The sequence below is a fragment of the Candidatus Omnitrophota bacterium genome (genome assembly GCA_013791745.1).
GTDB lineage: Bacteria > CG03 > CG03 > CG03 > CG03 > CG03.
Genome location: VMTH01000158.1, coordinates 1 through 19,279 on the forward strand (window position 1 = coordinate 1; position 19,279 = coordinate 19,279).

Annotated in this window: 23 protein-coding genes and 5 tRNA genes; 21 read left to right on the forward strand and 7 right to left on the reverse strand. The window is 49.1% G+C overall.

Annotated elements, in window-relative coordinates; translation table 11 throughout:
* The 13 genes from FP827_07655 to FP827_07715 all read left to right on the forward strand — a co-directional run.
* Window positions 1–554 (forward strand): hypothetical protein (locus FP827_07655; GenBank protein ID MBA3052942.1); only part of this gene is annotated, 554 nt, incomplete at its 5' end.
* A 12-nt stretch (window positions 555–566) separates the two neighbouring features.
* Entirely contained in the window at window positions 567–1,802 is a 1,236-nt protein-coding gene (locus FP827_07660) for a porin (GenBank protein MBA3052943.1), read from the forward strand.
* 77 nt (window positions 1,803–1,879) lie between these two features.
* Window positions 1,880–2,554 (forward strand): 50S ribosomal protein L25, encoded by a 675-nt coding sequence (locus FP827_07665; GenBank protein MBA3052944.1) that lies wholly within the window; start codon window positions 1,880–1,882, stop codon window positions 2,552–2,554.
* The gene (locus tag FP827_07670) at window positions 2,388–3,101 is read left to right on the forward strand and encodes a peptidyl-tRNA hydrolase (GenBank protein MBA3052945.1); all 714 of its coding nucleotides are present in this window, start codon (window positions 2,388–2,390) and stop codon (window positions 3,099–3,101) included. The genes FP827_07665 and FP827_07670 overlap by 167 nt, the downstream gene beginning before the upstream one ends.
* Entirely contained in the window at window positions 3,094–3,681 is a 588-nt protein-coding gene (locus tag FP827_07675; GenBank protein ID MBA3052946.1) for a DUF502 domain-containing protein, read from the forward strand. Before FP827_07670 ends, FP827_07675 begins: the two co-directional genes overlap by 8 nt.
* A gap of 37 nt (window positions 3,682–3,718) precedes the next feature.
* Window positions 3,719–4,870, forward strand: coding sequence for a type IV pilus assembly protein PilM (gene pilM, locus FP827_07680; protein ID MBA3052947.1), 1,152 nt, complete (start codon window positions 3,719–3,721; stop codon window positions 4,868–4,870).
* On the forward strand, window positions 4,870–5,448 hold the full coding sequence (locus FP827_07685; protein ID MBA3052948.1) for a hypothetical protein: 579 nt from the start codon (window positions 4,870–4,872) through the stop codon (window positions 5,446–5,448). The genes pilM and FP827_07685 overlap by 1 nt, the downstream gene beginning before the upstream one ends.
* A complete protein-coding gene (locus tag FP827_07690) occupies window positions 5,449–5,997 on the forward strand; it encodes a hypothetical protein (protein ID MBA3052949.1) in 549 nt (182 codons plus the stop codon).
* Window positions 5,998–6,001: 4 nt separating this feature from the next.
* On the forward strand, window positions 6,002–6,502 hold the full coding sequence (locus tag FP827_07695) for a pilus assembly protein PilP (protein ID MBA3052950.1): 501 nt from the start codon (window positions 6,002–6,004) through the stop codon (window positions 6,500–6,502).
* A gap of 93 nt (window positions 6,503–6,595) precedes the next feature.
* On the forward strand, window positions 6,596–6,781 hold the full coding sequence (locus FP827_07700; protein ID MBA3052951.1) for a MerR family transcriptional regulator: 186 nt from the start codon (window positions 6,596–6,598) through the stop codon (window positions 6,779–6,781).
* A complete protein-coding gene (locus FP827_07705) occupies window positions 6,782–8,605 on the forward strand; it encodes an AMIN domain-containing protein (protein MBA3052952.1) in 1,824 nt (607 codons plus the stop codon).
* Window positions 8,606–8,628: 23 nt separating this feature from the next.
* Complete coding sequence (locus tag FP827_07710; GenBank protein ID MBA3052953.1) at window positions 8,629–9,228, forward strand: hypothetical protein; 600 nt, start codon at window positions 8,629–8,631, stop codon at window positions 9,226–9,228.
* Window positions 9,222–10,553, forward strand: a complete 1,332-nt coding sequence (locus FP827_07715) for an O-antigen ligase family protein (protein MBA3052954.1) — start codon at window positions 9,222–9,224, stop codon at window positions 10,551–10,553. The genes FP827_07710 and FP827_07715 overlap by 7 nt, the downstream gene beginning before the upstream one ends.
* A gap of 199 nt (window positions 10,554–10,752) precedes the next feature.
* On the opposite strand, the gene secF is transcribed toward FP827_07715, so the two are convergent.
* From secF to tgt, 4 genes are read right to left on the reverse strand one after another with little or no spacing between them, the layout of a single operon-like run.
* On the reverse strand, window positions 10,753–11,604 hold the full coding sequence (gene secF / locus FP827_07720; GenBank protein ID MBA3052955.1) for a protein translocase subunit SecF: 852 nt from the start codon (window positions 11,602–11,604) through the stop codon (window positions 10,753–10,755).
* Complete coding sequence (secD, locus tag FP827_07725; protein ID MBA3052956.1) at window positions 11,601–12,926, reverse strand: protein translocase subunit SecD; 1,326 nt, start codon at window positions 12,924–12,926, stop codon at window positions 11,601–11,603. Before secD ends, secF begins: the two co-directional genes overlap by 4 nt.
* Window positions 12,927–12,937: 11 nt before the next feature.
* A complete protein-coding gene (yajC, locus tag FP827_07730) occupies window positions 12,938–13,255 on the reverse strand; it encodes a preprotein translocase subunit YajC (protein MBA3052957.1) in 318 nt (105 codons plus the stop codon).
* A complete protein-coding gene (tgt, locus tag FP827_07735) occupies window positions 13,255–14,358 on the reverse strand; it encodes a tRNA guanosine(34) transglycosylase Tgt (protein MBA3052958.1) in 1,104 nt (367 codons plus the stop codon). The genes yajC and tgt overlap by 1 nt, the downstream gene beginning before the upstream one ends.
* 91 nt (window positions 14,359–14,449) lie before the next feature.
* Here tgt and FP827_07740 point away from each other — a divergent pair.
* The 5 genes from FP827_07740 to FP827_07760 all read left to right on the forward strand — a co-directional run bounded on the left by FP827_07740 (window position 14,450) and on the right by FP827_07760 (window position 15,058).
* Window positions 14,450–14,533, forward strand: a tRNA-Tyr gene (locus tag FP827_07740).
* A 46-nt stretch (window positions 14,534–14,579) separates the two neighbouring features.
* Window positions 14,580–14,650 (forward strand) — tRNA-Gly (locus FP827_07745).
* A 57-nt stretch (window positions 14,651–14,707) separates the two neighbouring features.
* Window positions 14,708–14,780, forward strand: a tRNA-Thr gene (locus FP827_07750).
* A gap of 41 nt (window positions 14,781–14,821) precedes the next feature.
* Complete coding sequence (rpmG, locus tag FP827_07755; GenBank protein ID MBA3052959.1) at window positions 14,822–14,986, forward strand: 50S ribosomal protein L33; 165 nt, start codon at window positions 14,822–14,824, stop codon at window positions 14,984–14,986.
* A tRNA-Trp gene (locus FP827_07760) sits at window positions 14,985–15,058 on the forward strand. Before rpmG ends, FP827_07760 begins: the two co-directional genes overlap by 2 nt.
* A gap of 12 nt (window positions 15,059–15,070) precedes the next feature.
* On the opposite strand, the gene FP827_07765 is transcribed toward FP827_07760, so the two are convergent.
* On the reverse strand, window positions 15,071–15,736 hold the full coding sequence (locus FP827_07765) for a PD-(D/E)XK nuclease family protein (protein ID MBA3052960.1): 666 nt from the start codon (window positions 15,734–15,736) through the stop codon (window positions 15,071–15,073).
* A 218-nt stretch (window positions 15,737–15,954) separates the two neighbouring features.
* Here FP827_07765 and FP827_07770 point away from each other — a divergent pair, with 218 nt between their 5' ends.
* Genes FP827_07770 through FP827_07780 form a run of 3 tightly spaced genes read left to right on the forward strand, consistent with a single transcriptional unit; the run spans window position 15,955 to window position 17,978 of the window.
* The gene (locus FP827_07770; GenBank protein MBA3052961.1) at window positions 15,955–16,581 is read left to right on the forward strand and encodes a hypothetical protein; all 627 of its coding nucleotides are present in this window, start codon (window positions 15,955–15,957) and stop codon (window positions 16,579–16,581) included.
* A complete protein-coding gene (gene def, locus FP827_07775) occupies window positions 16,575–17,075 on the forward strand; it encodes a peptide deformylase (protein ID MBA3052962.1) in 501 nt (166 codons plus the stop codon). Before FP827_07770 ends, def begins: the two co-directional genes overlap by 7 nt.
* A 12-nt stretch (window positions 17,076–17,087) precedes the next feature.
* A complete protein-coding gene (locus FP827_07780; protein ID MBA3052963.1) occupies window positions 17,088–17,978 on the forward strand; it encodes a methionyl-tRNA formyltransferase in 891 nt (296 codons plus the stop codon).
* 1 nt (window position 17,979) lies between these two features.
* Here FP827_07780 and hemW read toward each other — a convergent pair whose 3' ends face one another.
* Together hemW and FP827_07790 are read right to left on the reverse strand one after the other, a co-directional pair.
* The gene (gene hemW / locus FP827_07785; GenBank protein MBA3052964.1) at window positions 17,980–19,020 is read right to left on the reverse strand and encodes a radical SAM family heme chaperone HemW; all 1,041 of its coding nucleotides are present in this window, start codon (window positions 19,018–19,020) and stop codon (window positions 17,980–17,982) included.
* A gap of 58 nt (window positions 19,021–19,078) precedes the next feature.
* A tRNA-Thr gene (locus FP827_07790) sits at window positions 19,079–19,151 on the reverse strand.
* Window positions 19,152–19,279 lie beyond the last annotated feature (128 nt).

Here is a 19,279-nt window from a genome sequence, read left to right on the forward strand (position 1 = left end):
AAGAGCTCTATGTGTTCCTGAAGGAAAGATTCAAGCTCTATCTTATTAAAGAAGGCATTCCCGCAGATGTCGCCAATATGACCGAGACCAAATTTGATATTCCAAAAGAGGCCCGCTCTTTGTCAAGGGCGATAAGCGAAGCCCGGGGAAAACAGGAAGAGGCATTTTCCCGTATTGCCGAGGCCGCAAAGCGCATAAGGAATATATTGAAGCAGGCGGAGAAGCTCAAAATAGAGCCCGCTGCCGTAAACAAGGAATTGCTCGCGGAGGCTGAGGAAAAGAAGCTTTTTGATATTGCCTCGTCTTTGCGCTCGGAAATAGAATCTTATATGAACGAAAAAAAATACAAGCAGGCTTTGATGAGCCTTGTGACAGTTAAAGAACCTCTTGATCTGTTTTTTGAGAAGATACTGGTGATGGACAGGGACGAATCTTTAAGAGACAACAGGCTCGGCCTGCTTCGGGATATTGACAGGCTATTGTCAAGTTTTGGTAGATTTGATACATTAAATGCTTTGGCATCAGATGGTGGTGCCGAAAGAATGTTGGAGTAGTAGAAGGAGGAGATGAAGATGAAGAAATTTTTTAGTTTAGTGGTGATGGCGATGTTCGCGCTGTCTTCTTTGGCGACCGCTGCGTCCGTGCTTGATGGATTGAAGCTGTCGGGAGAGGTGACGGTGAACAAGGTGTCGGTCAACAACGAAGCAACCGGCAGTGCTGCTACAGATGATTATAGGAGTGAGTCCAGCGTCAGGACAATGATTAACATGGACATGCAGCTTGCCGATGACATGGACGCGAGAGTCGTTCTTACAAAGAACGATCAGAAGTTCGGTGACAACAACGGCAATGATCAGAATCTTGGTAACGCACAGTGGGCCACAAACGTGACAAACGCTTACATAAAGGTTCAGAAACTTCTTGACCTTATCGACCTGAAAGTCGGCAGAATGTTCTACGGTGAGAGAAATGCTCTTAGTATGTATAAGGGGCCGTCGTATGATTATAATCTTGGTATTGTAGCCGTTGACGGTTATCTTGCCACGGCGGAGATTGCCGGAATTAATGTTGAGTATCTTGATGCGAAAGAAATTGAAGTGGGGAATGCGCAAGATAGAGATACTGATTTGCAGGGTCTTGTTTTGAGCCCCGTATCAAAAATAGCGGACATGGTTTCGGGTAAATTTTATGCTTACAAAAAGGTTGATAACCTTGCTGCTGGTAATCATGATTCAAACACACTTCTTCTTTACGGCATCAAGGCATCAGCCGATGTCAGCGGTGTGAATGTGAAAGCCGAATATGCCATGAACGGCGGAACGGATGAAACCGGTGCAACGGATGTGGATTACAAAGGCAACGCCATGATTGTGGGCGCTTCGGCAAAAGTCGCAAGCGTGGGCGTGAGAGCTGAAATCGCAAACGGTTCAGGTCAGGATACATCATCTGATAATACCCTTTTTACTGCTGAATCGGATTTGAGATATGGTGAAATTTGGGGCAACACGACAGAGACCGCCATACTCGGCGGCGTGGGTATAGCCAACCTCAGCGTGGTGAATGTTGGCGCGGACTATGACGTCAATGACAAAGTGAAAGCCTCGGCTGATTATCTTATTCTGAAGAGGAATGAGCTTGTCGCCGGAACGAAGAAAATCGGCAATGAGATTGATTTGAAAGCCACATATGAGCATTCAGAAAATCTCAGCATGGAGCTTGTCGTGGCGCGCCTTATGACCGATAAAGCTTTCGGCACGGACGACATAGACAAAGTGAACCTGCAGATGAACTTCAAGTTCTGATAGCGGGAAATTAAATTTAGAGAGGGGCCGGGCTGTCCTGAAAAGGGCGGACCGGCCCCGAGTACAGGAGGATAGACATGGAACTTCAGGTGGTGGTAAACGGGCGCGAGACAGGGAAGAAATCCCTTCTCAAGCAGCTTAGAAAAGATAAAAAGACGCCCGCGATCATATACGGCGTAGATTTTAAACCTGAAGCCGTGTGGGTGGATGAGAAAGAGATATCGGGTATAATAAAACACTCAAAAACCTCCGTGCTCACTCTCAACGACAGTAAAAAAAAGATAACAGCCGTTATCAAAGACGTTTCCTATGATGTCCTCAGCGACAGGGTGAATCATGTTGATTTCATGAAAATAGAAGCCAAGAAAGAGCTTGATATCACCGTTCCCCTGGAACTTGAGGGTGCGTGCAGGGGCGTTAAAGAGGGTGGCATTCTTGATTTTATAACAAGAGAAATTGATATCAGAACGATCCCGGCAAAGATTCCTCATTCCATAAAGGTTGATGTATCACAGTTGAATATGGGAGATGTTCTGAAAGTGTCGCAACTGCACATTCCCGAAGGTATCACGGTGCTGACGCCGGGTGATTCAATCTGCATCAGCATACAGGTTCCGAGAAAGGAAGAAGAAGCTGCCGCTCCTGAGGCTGAGGCCGAAGCTGCACCCGTTGTGGAGAAAAAGGGTAAAGAAGCCAAAGAGGGCAAAGAAACGTCGGCTGAGGAAGTTAAAAAAACCGCCGACAAGAAGTGAGATCGTGCTGGCTGTTTTCGGTCTGGGCAACCCCGCTTCATACGACGGCACAAGACACAATATAGGGAAAGAGGCGGCGCTTTCCCTGAAAGGGAAAATGCCGCTCGTTTTCAAAGGCGCGTTCGCGGATATATATGTGCGGGGGGGCAAAGCTCTCGTCGAGGGGAAAATATATATGAACGAATCAGGGCTGGCTTTCAAAGAGGCTGTCAAGAAATTAAAAATCCCCGCGGATGATGTGCTGGTGATCTGTGACGACTTTAATATGGATCTGGGAAAGATGCGTTACAGGATAAACGGTTCTTCCGGGGGGCACAAGGGCCTTGATTCGGTGATAGAAGAAGCGGGCACTGAAAAATTTCCCAGGCTCCGGCTGGGTATAGGCCCGCCCGTTTTTGATTTTTCGGGTGCGAGAGACTGGGTGCTGGAGACCTTTCTATCTGAGGAGTTGGCGAAAGCCGAGGCGCTGCGGAAGGCGGCGGCCGGTTTTGTAAAAAGCAATTGGGGGCGTTTCTGGCCGGAAGAAAACGATAGTTTCAATGTTTAAAAGTTTCAAAAAAAAGGTGATAATGGGGATGATAATTCTCGCCCCCATAGCGGTCACTCTTTATGTTTTCGCTTTCATGATCAAAGTTATAGCGCGTTTGACGGCGCCGATGGTGCCCTTTCTTCTTAAAGTGCCTTTTCTTGAGCGCTGGCCGTCAGGGGCCACTTACGCTCTCAGTTTCCTGACGGCGATTATTCTCCTGTGGCTTTTGGGCACGGCGGCTTCAAATATTTTCGGAAGAACAATTTTGCTTTTCGCGGAGAAAGTGTTTCTCAGGGCGCCGGTCATCAACCGTATATATGTCATCATCAAGCAGATCGTCCATGCCATGGCGTCGGAAAGATCGGCTTTCCGCAAAGTCGTGAGGATAGATTATCCGAGAAAGGGTGTCAAGACGCTGGCTTTTGTGACGGGTGAAACCGTCATCGGCGGCGTCCGGCATTATTCGCTTTTTGTCCCGACGACGCCCAATCCCACCAGCGGTTTTTTCTGCATGATCCCGGTCTCGGAGGTCGAGGACGCCGGATTCGGAACGGAAGTCGCCATGAAGATAATAGCTTCGGGGGGCATGATAAGATGAGGTTTGGGCAATTGACAAGTTTTTTTCAAATGGTATAATGAACGCTATGCCAATTGATATAAAAGCAATAATCGGAAAGCTCACCGCGATTCACAAGGGCGGTGATGTGATAGGCGTTGATTTCGGCCGGTCGTCGGTCAAGATAGCGAAACTCAAAAAGGCCGGTGATAAATACGCGCTGGAACTCTACGGTATGATACCCGTATCATCAGCGGCCGCCGGCGCCGAGATCACGGAGGACGAGATAGATTCCACCGTTAAGTCGGTCAAAGCTTTTCTGAATTCCAAAGCGGTCAAGTCCGGCGTGGGCGCCGTGTCCGTCATGGGTAATTTCGTTATTGTCAGATATGTAAAATTTCCGAAGATGGCCAATGACGAACTCGCGAAAAGCCTGCGTTTTGAAGCCGAGGAGTTCATTCCCTTTGACATAACTGATGTTTATCTGTCCACCGAAATAATAAAGGATATTGAGGAAGAGGGCCAGCCCAAAATGGAAGCCATACTTGTGGCCGCAAAAAAAGACATTGTGGATATGCGCATAAATATGATGAAAAGAATAGGCATCGATCCTCTTGTGATAGATGTGGACGGCTTCTGCGTTAACAATGTGTACGAACACTGTTATCCGGATTTCGCCGAGAGCAACACCATGTTCCTCAATCTGGGGGCGTCAATGACCACGCTGTCTATCGCCGAACACGGCACGGTACGCGTTGTCAGGGATATTCCTTTCAGCGGAAACGGCCTCACCAATCTTGTTATGAACACCTTCGCGAGCGATTTTTCGCAGGCCGAGGCCCTGAAAAGGCAGTATGGAATAGTGCCGTCGTCGGAAATGGAAACAATGTCCGACGCGGAAACCGCCGAGCAGGTGACATCGGCGCTGATTCAGGGAGTTGACGAACAGCTGCACGTGGAAATGCAGAGGTCCATAGATTATTTCAACACCATATCAGGTTCTTCGGAAGAAATAAGTAAGATAGTGCTTTCGGGCGGCGGGGCGATGCTCAAGAACCTGGACAAGTATCTTAACAGGCAGATGGATATACCCGTGGAAGTGTTCAACCCGCTTGATTTTATAGAGCATCCGGATGACCCCGAGCTGCTGAAAAACGCTTCCGCATACGCTGTCGCGATCGGGCTGGCGCTTAGAAAGGCCGGAGATTCTTCGGCGATACGGGCGGTGTAATGATAAAAATAAACCTGCTGCCGCAGGAGATAGAAAAAAAAGCCATCGCGCAGCGCAGGATGATACTGGCGGTGGCCGCCGGCGCGCTGGTTGTTGTGGTGTTCATAGGCATTTATCTCCTCAGGGTCGCGAAAATAACGGCTCTCAGGGGTGAGCTGAAGACGGTTCAGGCGGAACTTAAAAGATATGACGCGGATCTGGCTAAGGTACAGAAGATCGAAGCCGAGAAAACGCGCCTTGAGAATCAGCTCAGTATCATAACCAGCCTTATCGAGTCGCGGCTGGATTACCCCGTGATGATGGAGGTGATCACGCTAAGTGAGTTTTTGCCGGCCAACGCTAAAATAAACACTTTTTCCACCACATCAACGGGCAAAGGCATCAAATTCGCTTTTATAGTCGAGGCCGCGGATAATTATTCCGTGGCGGATCTGCTCACCAATCTTGAAAAGTCTCCGCGTTTTACAGAAGTCACCGTCAGCGGTTTTTCTTCCGCCGGAGCCACTTCTTCCGCCGCGACAGCTCCGCGGAGCATGTCTGTCACCTGTCTTTATATTCCTGAAAGGAGTAAAAAATAAATGGCTGAAGCTCAACCCATCCCGAAAGAACAGAAAGTCCTGCTGGCCGTGCTGGCCGTCGTGGGGCTTTTCATGTTCTATAAGAAAGCCTATATGCCGCAGGGGAAGCAGATAAACGACCTCACCAAGCAAATTGAGGATACGAACAGTAAAATAGAGGGCATCAAGAAGAAAGTCGCCCGGATGGCTCAGCTCGAGGCCGATTACGAGGTTCTGAAAACAAAAGTCGCGGAGGCGGAGAAACAGCTGCCCAAATCCGAAGAACTGCCGGAACTGATAAGAAGCATAACCAAGATAGGCTCAAAGCACGGCATAGAGATAGACAACTGGCGGATCAGTTCTGTGATTCCCAAGCAGTATTATAAGGAACACACATACAGTTTTGTGGTGAATTCCAGTTATCATAAGGCGGCTCAATTCTTTGTTGATATATGCCAGAGAGAGAGGATCATGACTGTGAAAGATGTGAAGATCACCCCGTCGTCAAGCGAAACGGGGAATGATATGAGCGTCAGTTTCACTCTGGTGGTCTACACATATAAGGAATGATATTATGCTGAAGATATCAGAATTCACGGCGTCGCGCCGTGTGGTCATCTGCTTGGTCTGCTTTTTGTGTATTTCCTGCGGTAAAAAGAAAAAAGCGGCCTCGCCCCCGCCGCGTCCCGCGGTCAAAGTTCAGGAAGCCCCGATTCCTGAAGTTGAAAAGCCGGAGAAATATGTTTACCAGGGATATAAAAACAGGAATCCTTTTTTCATGATAGGGGGCGGCTCGGCCCGGGCGGTGTCAGACGCCGATTCAGTTTCCGCCGATGCGGCCGGTTTCAGACTGTCGGGCATAATGACCGATTCTTCCGGAGTCAGGTACGCTTTGATGTCCGACGCATCCGGTGGCAGTTATATACTGAAAAGCGGATGGCTCTACGATGTAGAGGGCAAAAGGGTTCCCGCCGTGACAGGCACTGTATTTGACAACAGAATTATAATAATATCAGGCACCACGATGAAAGAGCTTAAATTACCGGAAGACGACCTTCCGGCTAAACTGGAATAATTAGAATTCTGCGTATACCCTTGACAAACCCACAAAATAGTATTAACATGTATTGAAAGTGTTTTGTGGTCGATTGAAAGTCGAGGGGGAAGCATGGTGGAAAAAAAGTATTTAAATGCAGGGGAAGTGGCGGCTTCGCTGGGAATATCCAAGCAGACCCTGATTAAATATGAGCAGAAAACGATGTTCCCGAAACCGCGGAGAAATAATCTCAACGGTTGGAGAGAGTACACGGTTGAAGAGCTCAATAAGCTGAAAAAAATAATGGGGAGGCCGTAAATGATGCACAGTATAAACAACAGGTTTTTCAGGAACTTCGCGATGCGCTCCGGCGTTGTTTTGTCAGCGCTTGTTTTGACTTCGTCTTTTGTTTTTTCTCAGGAATTTGAGAAAATCACAAATGTGAGCGTTAAAGCCGAGTCCGCGGATACGCTGTCTGTCGCGGTTGATATGACCGCTCCGGCGAATTATTATCTGTTTAAAATATCCAATCCTCCGAGGCTGGTGATAGAATTCACGAGCACAATGGTGGAAGCGGAGAAAAAAGAGATTGATGTTAAAGACTGTTTTATTAAGAAAGTAAGAGTAGGGCAGTATAAAGACGCGCCAATAAAAATCGCGCGTATAGTTTTTGACCTTCCGACGGATGAAGTCTATTATGACGCTCTCTCCGCAGGCGATCAGATACTTGTTTCCATTTCGTCCAAATCCGGCAAAGCCGTTGTTAAAATACCCTCGATGATACAGCAGAAAAAATCCGCCGCGAAGAGCGCTATTGAACGCAATGTGCCCACGCCGGACCACAAGAGCAAGGTGAAGGAGATCAAAGAGACCGGGGAAACCGTCGCTCCCGAAGCTGCCGATACCCCTGTCGAGCCCATGGGCGAAATGACTACCCATGGCGGCGTTCTTCAGATAAGCAAAAAAATCATATCCGTGAATTTTTATCAGACAGACATAAGGACGATATTGAGAGCCGTCTCGGAGCAGACGGGTATCAATATTATATACGGCTCCGATGTGCAGTCAAATGTGACGCTCAAACTGAAAGATGTCACTTTTGATGACGCCCTGAGAATAATACTTAAAATGTCCGGCCTTGTGGTTGAAAAGGAAGCGGAGAACATAATAAGGATCATCACGCCTGCGGCGCTCAAAGATGAGCGTTCCCGCTCCGTTCAGTTCACGAGAGTGCTGCCGCTAAAATACACCAGGGCGGCAGACATAAAAACGCAGCTTACGGCTATTAAGGTGGAGGGTATCGCGGCCACGATAGGCGAGGACCCGCTCACAAACAGCATTGTGCTCACGACCACTCCCGAGGGGATTACCAAATATCAGGAGCTCATAAGCATCTTTGATGTCAAGCCCAGGCAGGTGCTGATAGAGGCGTCCATTATGGAAGTGGGATATTCTGACGGCCTTAATTTAGGTATAGCCTGGCAGTCCAGCGGGTTTAATGCGTACAATAAAGACGCCAACAATCTGGTGAAAGGGGCCGTGCAGAACAGTCCCGCCGCGACGCCCGGCACAAGCGGCCTGCCTGCCCTTAACACGACGTCGATAGGGCTTTCTCTGGCAGTGGGAGGCCTTATAAACTCAAATCAGTTCAGCGCTCTGATAGAAGCTCTTCAGCAGAAGGGAAAAGCCAAGACCCTGGCAACGCCTAAGATCGTGACCATGAATAATGTGCAAGCCTCCATACTTTCCGGCGACCAGGTGCCGTACGCTCAAACGACAGTCTCCGCGGCCGGCTCCACACAGACCACCGAGTTCACGAATGTCGGAATTCAGCTTGATGTGACGCCCACAATACATTCCGACGAGTATGTCACGCTCGAGGTGAAGCCGAAGGTGAGCTCCTATCAGATGTCCACCGCCGGTCCCATCATAACAACAAGGGAAGCCAATACGACGGTTATGGTGAAAAGCAATGAAACGGTTGTTATCGGCGGACTTATAAACGAGAAAGATCTTGAGGCTGTGGAGCAAATGCCTATTTTAGGGGATCTCCCCATACTGGGTTATCTTTTTAAAAGGCACCAGTCGTCAAAAGACAGAGTGGAGCTCCTTGTTTTTCTTAAACCCATCATTCTTGACTGAATGGCGTTCCGGTTAACAATCTGATGGACGCCGCTCAGATTCAGGAGGCCAAGGTCCTGCGCGAAGCGGGCATGTATGTAGAGGCCGCTGAATTCTATCTCAGGATACTCAAGCAGAACCCCGCTGATAAGCTGGCGAAACTCGGCTATATCAAATCTCTCATCAAGCAGGGGCAGAAGGAAAAGATCAAGCCGCTGCTTTTCAGGGCCGAAAAAAAATTGTTTGAACTTATAACGGAAGATCATACTTTTGAGCAGGCGCATGACGATCTGATATTTCTCAGCCATTATCTCAATCACATGGACATCCTATCAAAATATTATCACGAAAAGCTCAGGCAGTATCCCGGCAGGGACATATATTCCAAATGCATCAAAAAAATATCGGCAACGGCGCTCCTGACAATTCCGGAAACTGAAACATTCAATAAAAAAAAGAAAACCCCGTGGATTTTGCGGCTCATTGTCCATTTTTTCATCATTGCGCTCTGCGGTATGCTCGTTATCAGTCTCAGCGTGGAAAAATTCAGCAACTTGTTTTTTCCGATCGCCGCAGCGCTGACAGTGTTTATAGGAGCGGGGATATACAGTTACATGCATAAATCCCGTTCCGCTCAGTGGTAATACTACTCCTTTTAATTGCGGCAGCACCGGCGCTTTTTTTTATTTATGACCTGTGGGCTGTTTCCGCGTCGCTGTTTATCGTTTTGCCTTTCGCGTTGAAAAAACACAGAGTTCACGACGGCACCGCCTGGCTACTGATTTTTATTCTTGCCGGCGTTTTTGTTTCCGCGCGCTCCCCGGCGTCTTTCGACAGTTTTCTTTTTGTTTTGCAGAGCCTTCTTTACGCGGCATTTTTTATCGCGGGAACAGAGGCCACGCAAAAAGTGACGGCCGTTCCGCTGGCGGCTTTAGCTCTCATGCCTTTTATGTCCGCCTCAGGCGTTAACCCCAATATCATTTCATCTTATACGGGCCTTCTGTTTGTTCTTCTCATGCTCGTTCCCTTCACCCGAAAATTAAAATATATTCTTGGGGCGCTCGCGCTTTTTTTTATTATTCTTAACGCTTCATGGGTGGTTCTCCTGGTGCTGGCCAGCGCCGGGATACTCGCGGGAAAGAGGAAATACCTGACCCTCATACCGTTGTTCGCGCTCATGGCGCTGGCCCTGAATTTTCCATCGGCCTCTGACAGATTTTTCTGGTGGAGAGAAGCGCTGAAGATCTTCGCGGAAAATCCCACGGGGATAGGGTTTTTCGCGTCCAAATATTATCTGCCCGCTACCGCGGCGCAGAACACGCTTTTTGTCCACAGTTTCCTTTTACAGATCATCGCTGAAGGCGGGATACTCTGTCTCATCCCCGCGGCTTTGGCCCTGCGGGCTGTTTTGAAAAACAGAATGGGAGGCAAATATGATTTTGCGGTTTATGCGGTTTTGCTCTTAGGAGCGCTGGATCTGTCGTATCATATTACCGCCCACGGTATGCTGGCGGCTTTCATTATAGGCCTTACGCAAAAGAGAACAGGGATTCCCCTAAAGCAGGAGAAAGTGTGTTCCGCTGTTTTTAAAATCCTGTTTGTTATCGCGGCCGCGCTTTCTCTTATGATGTTTCACACATCCCGCGTTCTTGCCGGCGGAGCGGCGCCGCTTTTTGAAGGCTCCCCGCACGCGGCCGCGGCGGCCTTTGAAGAAGCTTTTGAATATCCGGCCTATCCCGCCTTACTGTCGGCGAAAGCCGCCGCTTACAGCATTATTGCGGAGAGGGAGAATCTGCCGGATCTCAGAAAGAGGAGTTTTGAGCTTCAGGAAAAAGCTCTTCCCGCGAAGCATTCGGGAATTCCCGCCTACAGGGATTTTGAGAATGCCGTGAAGGGCGACGATTTGTCTGTTCTGCGCAATTCCTGCTGGAAAATACTTTTCATCAACGCTATCCGACCGCGACATTAATCGCTCGACAGGCCAAAAAACATTTTTTCGCTAGACGAAAAATTTTTAACGGATAAAAAATCTAAAATTCCGCAACTCGCCCCGGCTTAAAACCGGGTCTCAAACAAGCGGAATTTCTTAGCGATTTTTTCTCCTAAATTTTCCTATATCGCTCTAAAATATTTTTCGGCCTGATTGGCGATACTTTGGTGAGGGTAGATTATTTTTCCAGTTTGTAATATACGAGCGGGCTCGCCACGAAGATAGAAGAGTATGTTCCCACGATGATGCCTATCAGCAGCGACAATGAGAAGCTGTGGATTATTTCCCCCCCGAAAATAAAAAGGGCCACGACCACGACCGCTGTGGTCAGCGATGTGATAAGGGTGCGGGAGAGGGTTTGCGTTATTGAGCTGTTGAAAACAGAGGATGTCTTCTGCCGCTGGGCTTTTCTTAAGTTTTCGCGGAGCCTGTCGTAAATGACAATGGTGTCGTTCACGGAATACCCGGCGATGAAAAGAAGAGATGTTACGACTATCAGATCCACGCTTATTCCGAGGGCCGCGAGTATGCCGAAAGTGATGATGACATCGTGTATAATGGCTATTACCGCCGCGAGGCCCCAGATGGAGCCCCTGAATCTGAGGGCGACATAAAGGATTATGCCGAGGAGCGCCCCGCCGAAAGCGTAGATGGCGGCTTGTTTCAGGAATTCTCCGACGACCGGCCCGACCATCTCAAAGCGTTCTATTTCCGAGGGATTGTCAGGGTATTCAGCCTTCAGTTTTTCGGCGATGGAGGCGTTGGTTATTTCTTCCGATTGGGAGAATTTGAGGATGAAGGTTTTCGCTCCCGGGAATTCCTGTATCACGGGGGAGTGCGCGGAAAATGCCTGGCGGAGTGAGGCGATATCCGAGAGCTGTTCAAATTTTATCTGGGCTACGGTTCCGCCCGTGAAATCTATTCCCCAGTTCACGCCTCTTATGAGACTTGCCGCGGCGAAGAGCACGAGCAGCGCCGATAAGGCAAAAGCGCCCTTGCTCATCCCTATGAAATTTATTTCTTTTCTCATATGGAGACCTTTTCTATGTTCTTACCGAATAACATCGCGTCCCAAATGGTGTGGGTGACGAATATCGCCGTGAACATGCTGGCCATTATTCCCAGGCTCAGCGTTACAGCGAAGCCCTTGATGGGGCCGGAGCCGAACTGAAACAGAAAAGCCGCGGCTATAAGCGTTGTTATATTGGCATCGAGAATAGTGCTGAAAGCTTTTTCATAACCCGAATCTATCGCGACAAGCGGCGTTTTCCCGTCGGCTATTTCTTCCCTTATCCTTGAGAATATGAGCACATTGGCGTCAACGGCCATTCCTATCGTGAGCACAAGGCCGGCGATCCCGGGGAGTGTGAGCGTCGCTCCCGCTATCACCATCACGGCTGAAATTATCAGGAAATTCATAAGAAGCGCTATGTCAGCGAGAAGCCCGGCATTCTTGTAATAAAGCGGCATAAAAAGGCACACGGCCAGAAATCCTATAGCCGCCGCCATCGCTCCCTTTTTGATGGAATCACTGCCGAGTGAAGGGCCTATTGTCCTGTTCTCTATTATTTTAACCGGAGCCGGAAGAGCCCCGGCCCGAAGCACGATCGCCAGATATCTGGCCTCTTCCATTGAGAACATTCCTTCTATTATGGCTTTACCGTCGGGGATGCGGCTTCTTATTGACGGGGCGGACTGCACGACGTTGTCGAGCACGATGGCCAGCTGCCTGTTTATGTTCGCTCCGGTGATGGCGGCGAATTCCGAGGCGCCTTCTTTTGTGAATTCAAGTTCTATATAGGGGAGGTTATAGTCTCCTCCTATGGCCACGCGCGCGTTTTTGAGAGCCGCGCCGGTTATCGCCGCGCTGCTTTGCACTATTATGGAGCCGCCGGATTTTCTCTCAAGAAGCTCAAAGCCCCGGGGGATATTTTCGGTATCTAACGCTTTGTCGTCAACGAGTTTGAATTCAAGAAGAGCTGTTCTGCCGACGATGTCAATCGCTTTCTGCGGATCTTTGATCCCGGGCAGCTGCACGACTATCCATTTTTCTCCCTGTCTGACTATGAGGGGTTCGGAAACGCCGAACTGGTCTATTCTGTTGCGTATGATCTCAAGAGCCCGCGGCACAATATCCTCTCTGTCATCTTTCGGCACCCCTTCGGTTTCAACTTCAAGCAGGAGCCTCACGCCGCCCTGAAGATCCAGGCCGAGGCGCAGTATTTTCTGATCCGCCGCCTCGTAAAAATCCGTTTTTTTAGAATATACTCTGAAAGACGGTACAAGATAATAAACCGCAGCGGCTATGACGCAGAGGATGAAGATTATTTTGTATTGTAAGTTACGGGGCATATTTCAAGTTGTCATTTTTTTATCCCAGCGGCCGGATAGATGGAGCTGACGGAGTTTTTTGTCAGTCGCATGTTGGTGTTGCTTCCGGTGCTGATGACTATTTCTTTTTCTTCTATGCTCTCAATTATCCCGATGATCCCGCCGGATGTGACGATTTTATTCCCTTTCTTGAGGGCGCCGAGCATCTTCAGATGTTCTTTCGCCTGTTTCTGCTGGGGCCGTATCAGAAGGAAATAGAAAATAACGAATATGAATATCAGCGGCATAAAATCCTGTAATCCGGGCTGTTTCGCGGTGGTACCGGCGTATAACAAAGTCTCAAAAAACATTAATTTTCCCCCTTCCAATTTTTCATGAATTTTTTCTTTTCTTCCGGGAAGGTCCCTTTCTTTATGGATTCTCGGATAAGCCGCATCAAGTCTATCATAAAAGATATGTTGTGTAAAGAAGTCAGTGTCTGGGCGAGCATTTCCCTGACATTGAAAAGATGGTGTATGTAGCTGCGCGAATACCTTGAACATGCGTGGCAGGCGCATTCGGGGTCTATGGGGCGGGGGTCGTTCTTGAAGGCGCTGTTACGTAGATTCATCTTGCCGGAGAATGTGAAGGCCTGGGCGTTTCTTCCGTTTCTCGTCGGCAGAACACAGTCCATCATGTCCGCGCCCATCTCCACCGTGTCCCATATCTCAGGGGCCGGGCCCATCCCCATGACATAGCGGGGCTTCGCTTCCGGGAGCATTTCAAGGTTCTCGGCGAGATGCTGCTGCCGCAGCGTGAGAGGTTCTCCCACGCCGAGGCCGCCGATGGCAAAGCCGAAAAAAGGGAGTTCGGTGAGTCTTTCAGTACATTCTCTCCTGAGATCCGAAAATGTGCCCCCCTGTGTTATGGCGAAGAGTTTCTGTCCGGTCTCATAACGATTTGAGGCGTTCAGGCCTTTTTCCGCCCATGAGCAGGTCGTCTCCACCGCGCGTGCGATATCTGCGCGGTGGGAAGGGTATTTCATACACCTGTCCAGGGACATCACAATATCGCTTCCTATATCAAACTGGAATGAAACGGCTTCTTCGGGGGTCAGGAAATGTTTGCTGCCGTCGAACTTTGAGCGGAATTCCACGCCATTTTTCCTTATTTTGAAAAGCGAGGAGAGTGAGAATATCTGAAAGCCGCCGGAATCGGTGAGGATGGAATTGTTCCAGTTCATGAATTTGTGCAGGCCGCCGGAATTTTTCAGTATTTCGAGTCCGGGTTTCAGATAGAGATAATAAGCGTTTGAAAGGATGACGGGGCAGTTGAGCATGTCATGCGGCACGCCTTTTATGCTCGCCTGAGTGCCCACGGGCATGAACACCGGCGTTTCGATCACACCGTGCGGCGTGATGAGCTTTCCAGCCCTCGCTTGCCCGCATTTTGCCGTTATTTCAAAATCTTTCATGGCGTTCAGTATAACATAGAAAAGCGTCTCAAGGAAGAAGCGACGGACAATTGACAAAAAAACATTTAATTGCGAATATAAGTGCTTTGACGGACAGGTGGGAGAGCGGTTAAATCCAACAGACTGTAAATCTGTCGTCCATCGGGCTACGGTGGTTCGAATCCACCCCTGTCCAAAATATAGACCCGGAGCTAGCCAAGCCCTCCATGTCTAAAAATTTTGCGGGAGTTGCATAGTGGTAGTGCTCCAGCCTTCCAAGCTGGAAGTGTGGGTTCGATTCCCATCTCCCGCTTTTTTAAAAGGGAATCGAAACTGAAAGCCCGCCGCAGGCGGACTGAAAGTTCCTGTCGCCTGGGTAGCTCAGTTGGTAGAGCACTTCCTTGGTAAGGACGAGGTCACGGGTTCAATTCCCGTCCCAGGCTTAATATTTTTTGAATAAGTTGAAGAGAAAAAAAGAGGTAAAATGGCTGTAGATCTAATGACGATAGCTTTGCGCTGTTCCGAATGCAAAATGAAGAATTATTTTTTCAGGAAGAACAAGAAAAAGAAAGGCGCCGAAAAGCTTGAGTTAAAAAAATATTGCTCAACCTGCAAAAAGCACACAGTGCACAAGCAGGCGAAAGTTTAGGCCCGTAGCACAACTGGCTAGTGCGCCGGTCTCCAAAACCGGAGGTTGAAGGTTCAAGTCCTTCCGGGCCTGAAAAAAATCCCGTTAACAGCAGGACCGGAGTTCTTGGAGGCGCTTAGTCATCAGCGTCCTCGCGGCCTCTTCGGCATTGAGCGTTTTCGCTATTTTCAATTTTGTATCAGTCTGTTTATTGATAAAATCTTCCAGCCAGATGATGCCGCCGATTTCAACGGGCGCGTCTTCCATTTTTGACAGCATGTGCCTGTAAAATTCCAGCTGGATGGAATATTTCTCAAGTTTGCCGGAATTCATCTTCCGGCCCGTTTTGATGTCCCAAATAACATAGCGGTCGGATTGTTTTTCGATTATGTCTATTGTGCCGGCTACAAGAAGTTCTTCGTCGTGCACGATCGTTTCCGACATGAGCTCTCCTTTAAAATTTAACGCGGAGAACTGATTGACGGCGGCCAGCATGCTTTCATCTTCCGGCTTTTTGCGGTGCTTGATATAATTTTCTATGGAAGAATGTACCTCGCAGCCGGTCTGCGTTATTTTATCCCAGAAAGTCAGCACCTCGTCTTTGGTCCAGCCGTAATATCTGCTGTTGCGGTATCGTCTAACTCGGTCAGCTATTGTTTCGGCGTCAAACGGCTCAAAATTCTGTGAGATCAGCTGTGTGACGCTTATATAGTCATTGCCGTTCTCGTCGCGATAACTGTGATCTTCCTCGGTAAAAGTTATTTTTGCCATTTTTCCCCCAATACGAAGTTTTATTATAGCAAATCCCGTCAAAACAGGCTCAAGTAAGTATCGAAGCCAACCCCTGTTCCCGTTTTTATTGACAGCGTCAAAGCAAGTTTGTATAAATTTCCCATAGGCCCGGACGCGTCAGGCGGCTGCCGGGCTTGTCCGGGAATGAACGCGCCGTCTGTGGAAAACAATTATGCAATTTAAAGGATAAAAACAGAATGTCAAAAATACAAAAACTCATCAGATACGCGCTGCCGGCGCTTGTGTTTGCGAGCCGCTCTTTCGCGCAGGACCCCCTTTCGCCTTCCTGCGAAACCAACCTTTCACCCATACAGGCAGGGATTGTCATGCAATGGGAGAATTATTCAAGGAGCGCTTTCGGCAATGATTTCAGGAGCGGTAAATATTTTGTCAGAGTCCGGAAATATTCCTTTCCTTATCTCTACGGCATAAAGGTCGGAAGAGAGAATGTTTTTGAACCGTCTTCTCTATCGCTGGGCGCGATCGGCGCTGAATTTTCTTATGTGTTTGTGGAAGACAGCATAATAACCCCGACCCTTATGACGGGGGGAGAGGTGGTTTATGCCAGGAATTTTGACAACCGCGCGGTTTCACTCGCCTCTCTGCACGCCCTCTTTTCCAAAGAAATCAATAAAGTAATGCCTTATTTCGGGCCGGAACTCAAATATGTGAGATTGAGCGACGGCGTTTTTTCCGACGATGCGTTGAAGCTGAATTTTATTCTGGGGGTCAAGTTTTACACCTACCCGGGAACGAGCTACGGCATAAATTTTTCGCTGGGCTCGCTCGGCGGCTGGGGCGTTTATCTGAACAACTCATGGTAGAGCAAATAACAATATACGGCGCGCCGGTTTTGAGGGAGCTCGCGGAGGAGATAAAGAATGTGGGTGAGCTCGTGAGAAATATGCTGCGCGATCTGGCTGAGACCATGGCCGAAAACTCCGGCATAGGTCTCGCCGCCCCTCAGGTGGGGATAGCTCTGCGGGCGGCGGTGATCAACACGACCGGCAGAGAGGAGGATCTTATCTGTGTCGTTAATCCCGTCATAGAGGCATCGTCGGGAAAAGCCCGTATAAAGGAAGGCTGCCTCAGTATTCCCGGAATCTTTGAAAATGTGAAAAGGCCCGCGTTCGTCAGGGTGAGAGCCATGGATATTGACGGCAATGAGCGTATAATCGAGGCCGGCGGTATGGAGGCACGCGTCCTTCAGCACGAAATAGACCATCTGGACGGTATTCTCTTCACGGACAGAATACCGGTCTACAGAAAAATTTTTATCTGCAAAGCTCTTAGAAGACTCAAAGCCGGACGGAAATAAGGCGCTCGGATAATGAGAATCATTCTTTTTTCCACATCTGATGATTTTATCCGGACTCTTCCCCGCGTTCTGGTTGATGCCGGCGGCGTCGTGCCGGCTGTTGTCACCGGCCCCGGAACGGAAGTTCCCCCGCTTTCAGGGATTCAAAATCTCTGCCCCGGAGATGTCAATTCCCGGGAGTTCATAGAAGAACTGAAAAGTTTTCATCCCGATCTGTTTGTCGTCGTTTCATTCGGCCGGATATTTTCGGAAGATTTTCTCGCCGTGCCGGAGCTCGGCGCCGTTAATATACATTTTTCTCTTCTGCCCGCATACAGGGGCGCCGCGCCTATCGAGTGGGCTGTTTTCAACGGCGAAAAAAGAACGGGGATCACGGTTTTTAAAATATGCAGGGAGCTCGATGCGGGAGATATGATAAACTCGAAAAGTTTTGATATCGCCGCGGGCGAGTCCGCGCTCTCGCTTTACAGCCGTCTGGCAAAAGCTTCCCCTGATGTCATAAGAGAAAGTATCCGTTTGATAGAGGAACCGGCTTTCAGGCCTTCTCCTCAAGAGGGGTTAGCCAGCGTTGCCCGGAGACTTGAAAAAAAAGACGGTCTGGCGGATTTCAGAAAAGACAGCGCGGAGCTGATATACAGAAAGGTTTTGGCTTTTTCGGGAAAAATCAATATCACATCGATTATTCGCGGCGAAAGCGTCATTATCAAAGAGGCGCGGTTCCTTGAAAAAGCTGTTTCCGGCGCTCCGGGAACAGTGCTTTCTCTTGAGAAGGACAACGGCTTCTCGGTCAACTGCGCGTCGGGCGCGCTTCTGATCACTTCGGTTCAGCCCGCCGGTAAAAAACGGATGAGCGGATGGGAATTTGTCCTTGGCCGTCGCCTTTCGCCCGGCGATCAGATATAAATCAGAGTTCGGCGATGACGGAATTTGAGATCAGCCAGCCTTTTTCGGTGAAGACCGTCTTAGCGGCGGTTTTTTTCAGCCAGCCGCGGGCTATGTATTTATCATGTTTTTTTCTGTAGGGAACGCCTTCAAGCGTCCGGAGAGCGAGGAACTTCCTCTCAAAATGGATTTTTTCCTTAGTTAATTTTTCTTCTGATTTTTTCGCGGGATTAAGCAAATAGTCTGTCATCTCCGCTCCGGTGAGGCGCCTGTTCCCGCAGGACGAGACCGCCCCCGCGCCAAGTCCTGCCCATGACCGGCCTTTCCAGTAGTTGAGGTTGTGGGAGGATTCCATTCCCCGCCGGGCGAAGCTGGATATTTCATAATGCCCGTATCCGGCTTTTTTCAATTCCCCGCATAGCGTTCCGTACATGGACTCTGTTATTCTATCTTCCGGCGGCGTTTCTTTCAGGATATTCGGCCTTCCGGAGGGGGGCGTGTAAATATAGGCCGAGATGTGTTCCGGGGAAAGGGCTATTGTTTTTTTAAGTGTTCGGGCGAAGGTTTTTTCATCCTGTCCGGGGAAGGCGTAGATGATGTCCGTGTTGATGTTGTCGAATCCGGCCTTACGGGCGTAGCGGAAAAGTTTTTCCGCATCCTCCGGCGAATGTTCTCTTCGGGCTTTTTTCAAAAGCGCCGCGTCAAGGAACTGTATCCCGATGGAAAGACGGTTTACGCCGTTGTCGCGCAGAAAGGCCAAAAGCTCTTTTGTCGCCGAGCGCGGATTCAGCTCCACCGTCGTTTCGCGGTTTTCGGCAAAGCTGAAATGCCGTCTCAGAATGTCAAAGATAAGCGTGAATTCTTCGCTCGTGAAGACGGAAGGCGTCCCCCCGCCGATATAGAGGGTTTTGATCTTTCCGCAAAGGGCTTTGAAATAAAGAGCGTCCTTTTCCAGCGCCCGGATATAGGCGGCCTTGAGAGAAAGATCCGTCTGTGAATAGAAATCGCAGTAGGAGCATCGCCTGCGGCAGAAGGGCAGATGAATATAAAGTGAGCGGATCATTTTTTTAATGAGGATGGTTTTTCAATAGGAACCGTCCCCATTGATCGTAACATTAAAAAGCCCGAGAGCGGAATCGAACCGCTGACCTGCTCATTACGAGTGAGCTGCTCTACCAGCTGAGCTACCCGGGCGTCAATCAGTTAAACACTGATTCCCGAAAATGTCTTTTTCGATAGATGTCCGCGGCCTATATTGCCCTAAAGTCGCTTTTCGGGGACCTGTTTAATTCCGGAGCCATTTAAATTTTTTAATGTGGCTC

Excerpts from the sequence above, each read along its gene's own strand:
- FP827_07660 (MBA3052943.1), top strand. The coding sequence starts at position 567 with ATGAAGATGAAGAAATTTTTTAGTTTAGTGGTGATGGCGATGTTCGCG.
- FP827_07695 (MBA3052950.1), top strand. The coding sequence starts at position 6,002 with ATGCTGAAGATATCAGAATTCACGGCGTCGCGCCGTGTGGTCATCTGC.
- FP827_07705 (MBA3052952.1), top strand. The coding sequence starts at position 6,782 with ATGATGCACAGTATAAACAACAGGTTTTTCAGGAACTTCGCGATGCGC.
- FP827_07675 (MBA3052946.1), top strand. The coding sequence starts at position 3,094 with ATGTTTAAAAGTTTCAAAAAAAAGGTGATAATGGGGATGATAATTCTC.
- FP827_07700 (MBA3052951.1), top strand. The coding sequence starts at position 6,596 with ATGGTGGAAAAAAAGTATTTAAATGCAGGGGAAGTGGCGGCTTCGCTG.
- pilM (MBA3052947.1), top strand. The coding sequence starts at position 3,719 with ATGAACGCTATGCCAATTGATATAAAAGCAATAATCGGAAAGCTCACC.
- secD (MBA3052956.1), bottom strand. The coding sequence starts at position 12,926 with ATGCCCCGTAACTTACAATACAAAATAATCTTCATCCTCTGCGTCATA.
- FP827_07780 (MBA3052963.1), top strand. The coding sequence starts at position 17,088 with ATGAGAATCATTCTTTTTTCCACATCTGATGATTTTATCCGGACTCTT.
- secF (MBA3052955.1), bottom strand. The coding sequence starts at position 11,604 with ATGAGAAAAGAAATAAATTTCATAGGGATGAGCAAGGGCGCTTTTGCC.
- rpmG (MBA3052959.1), top strand. The coding sequence starts at position 14,822 with ATGGCTGTAGATCTAATGACGATAGCTTTGCGCTGTTCCGAATGCAAA.
- FP827_07765 (MBA3052960.1), bottom strand. The coding sequence starts at position 15,736 with ATGGCAAAAATAACTTTTACCGAGGAAGATCACAGTTATCGCGACGAG.
- yajC (MBA3052957.1), bottom strand. The coding sequence starts at position 13,255 with ATGTTTTTTGAGACTTTGTTATACGCCGGTACCACCGCGAAACAGCCC.
- tgt (MBA3052958.1), bottom strand. The coding sequence starts at position 14,358 with ATGAAAGATTTTGAAATAACGGCAAAATGCGGGCAAGCGAGGGCTGGA.
- hemW (MBA3052964.1), bottom strand. The coding sequence starts at position 19,020 with ATGATCCGCTCACTTTATATTCATCTGCCCTTCTGCCGCAGGCGATGC.
- def (MBA3052962.1), top strand. The coding sequence starts at position 16,575 with ATGGTAGAGCAAATAACAATATACGGCGCGCCGGTTTTGAGGGAGCTC.
- FP827_07770 (MBA3052961.1), top strand. The coding sequence starts at position 15,955 with ATGTCAAAAATACAAAAACTCATCAGATACGCGCTGCCGGCGCTTGTG.
- FP827_07690 (MBA3052949.1), top strand. The coding sequence starts at position 5,449 with ATGGCTGAAGCTCAACCCATCCCGAAAGAACAGAAAGTCCTGCTGGCC.
- FP827_07685 (MBA3052948.1), top strand. The coding sequence starts at position 4,870 with ATGATAAAAATAAACCTGCTGCCGCAGGAGATAGAAAAAAAAGCCATC.
- FP827_07665 (MBA3052944.1), top strand. The coding sequence starts at position 1,880 with ATGGAACTTCAGGTGGTGGTAAACGGGCGCGAGACAGGGAAGAAATCC.
- FP827_07710 (MBA3052953.1), top strand. The coding sequence starts at position 8,629 with ATGGACGCCGCTCAGATTCAGGAGGCCAAGGTCCTGCGCGAAGCGGGC.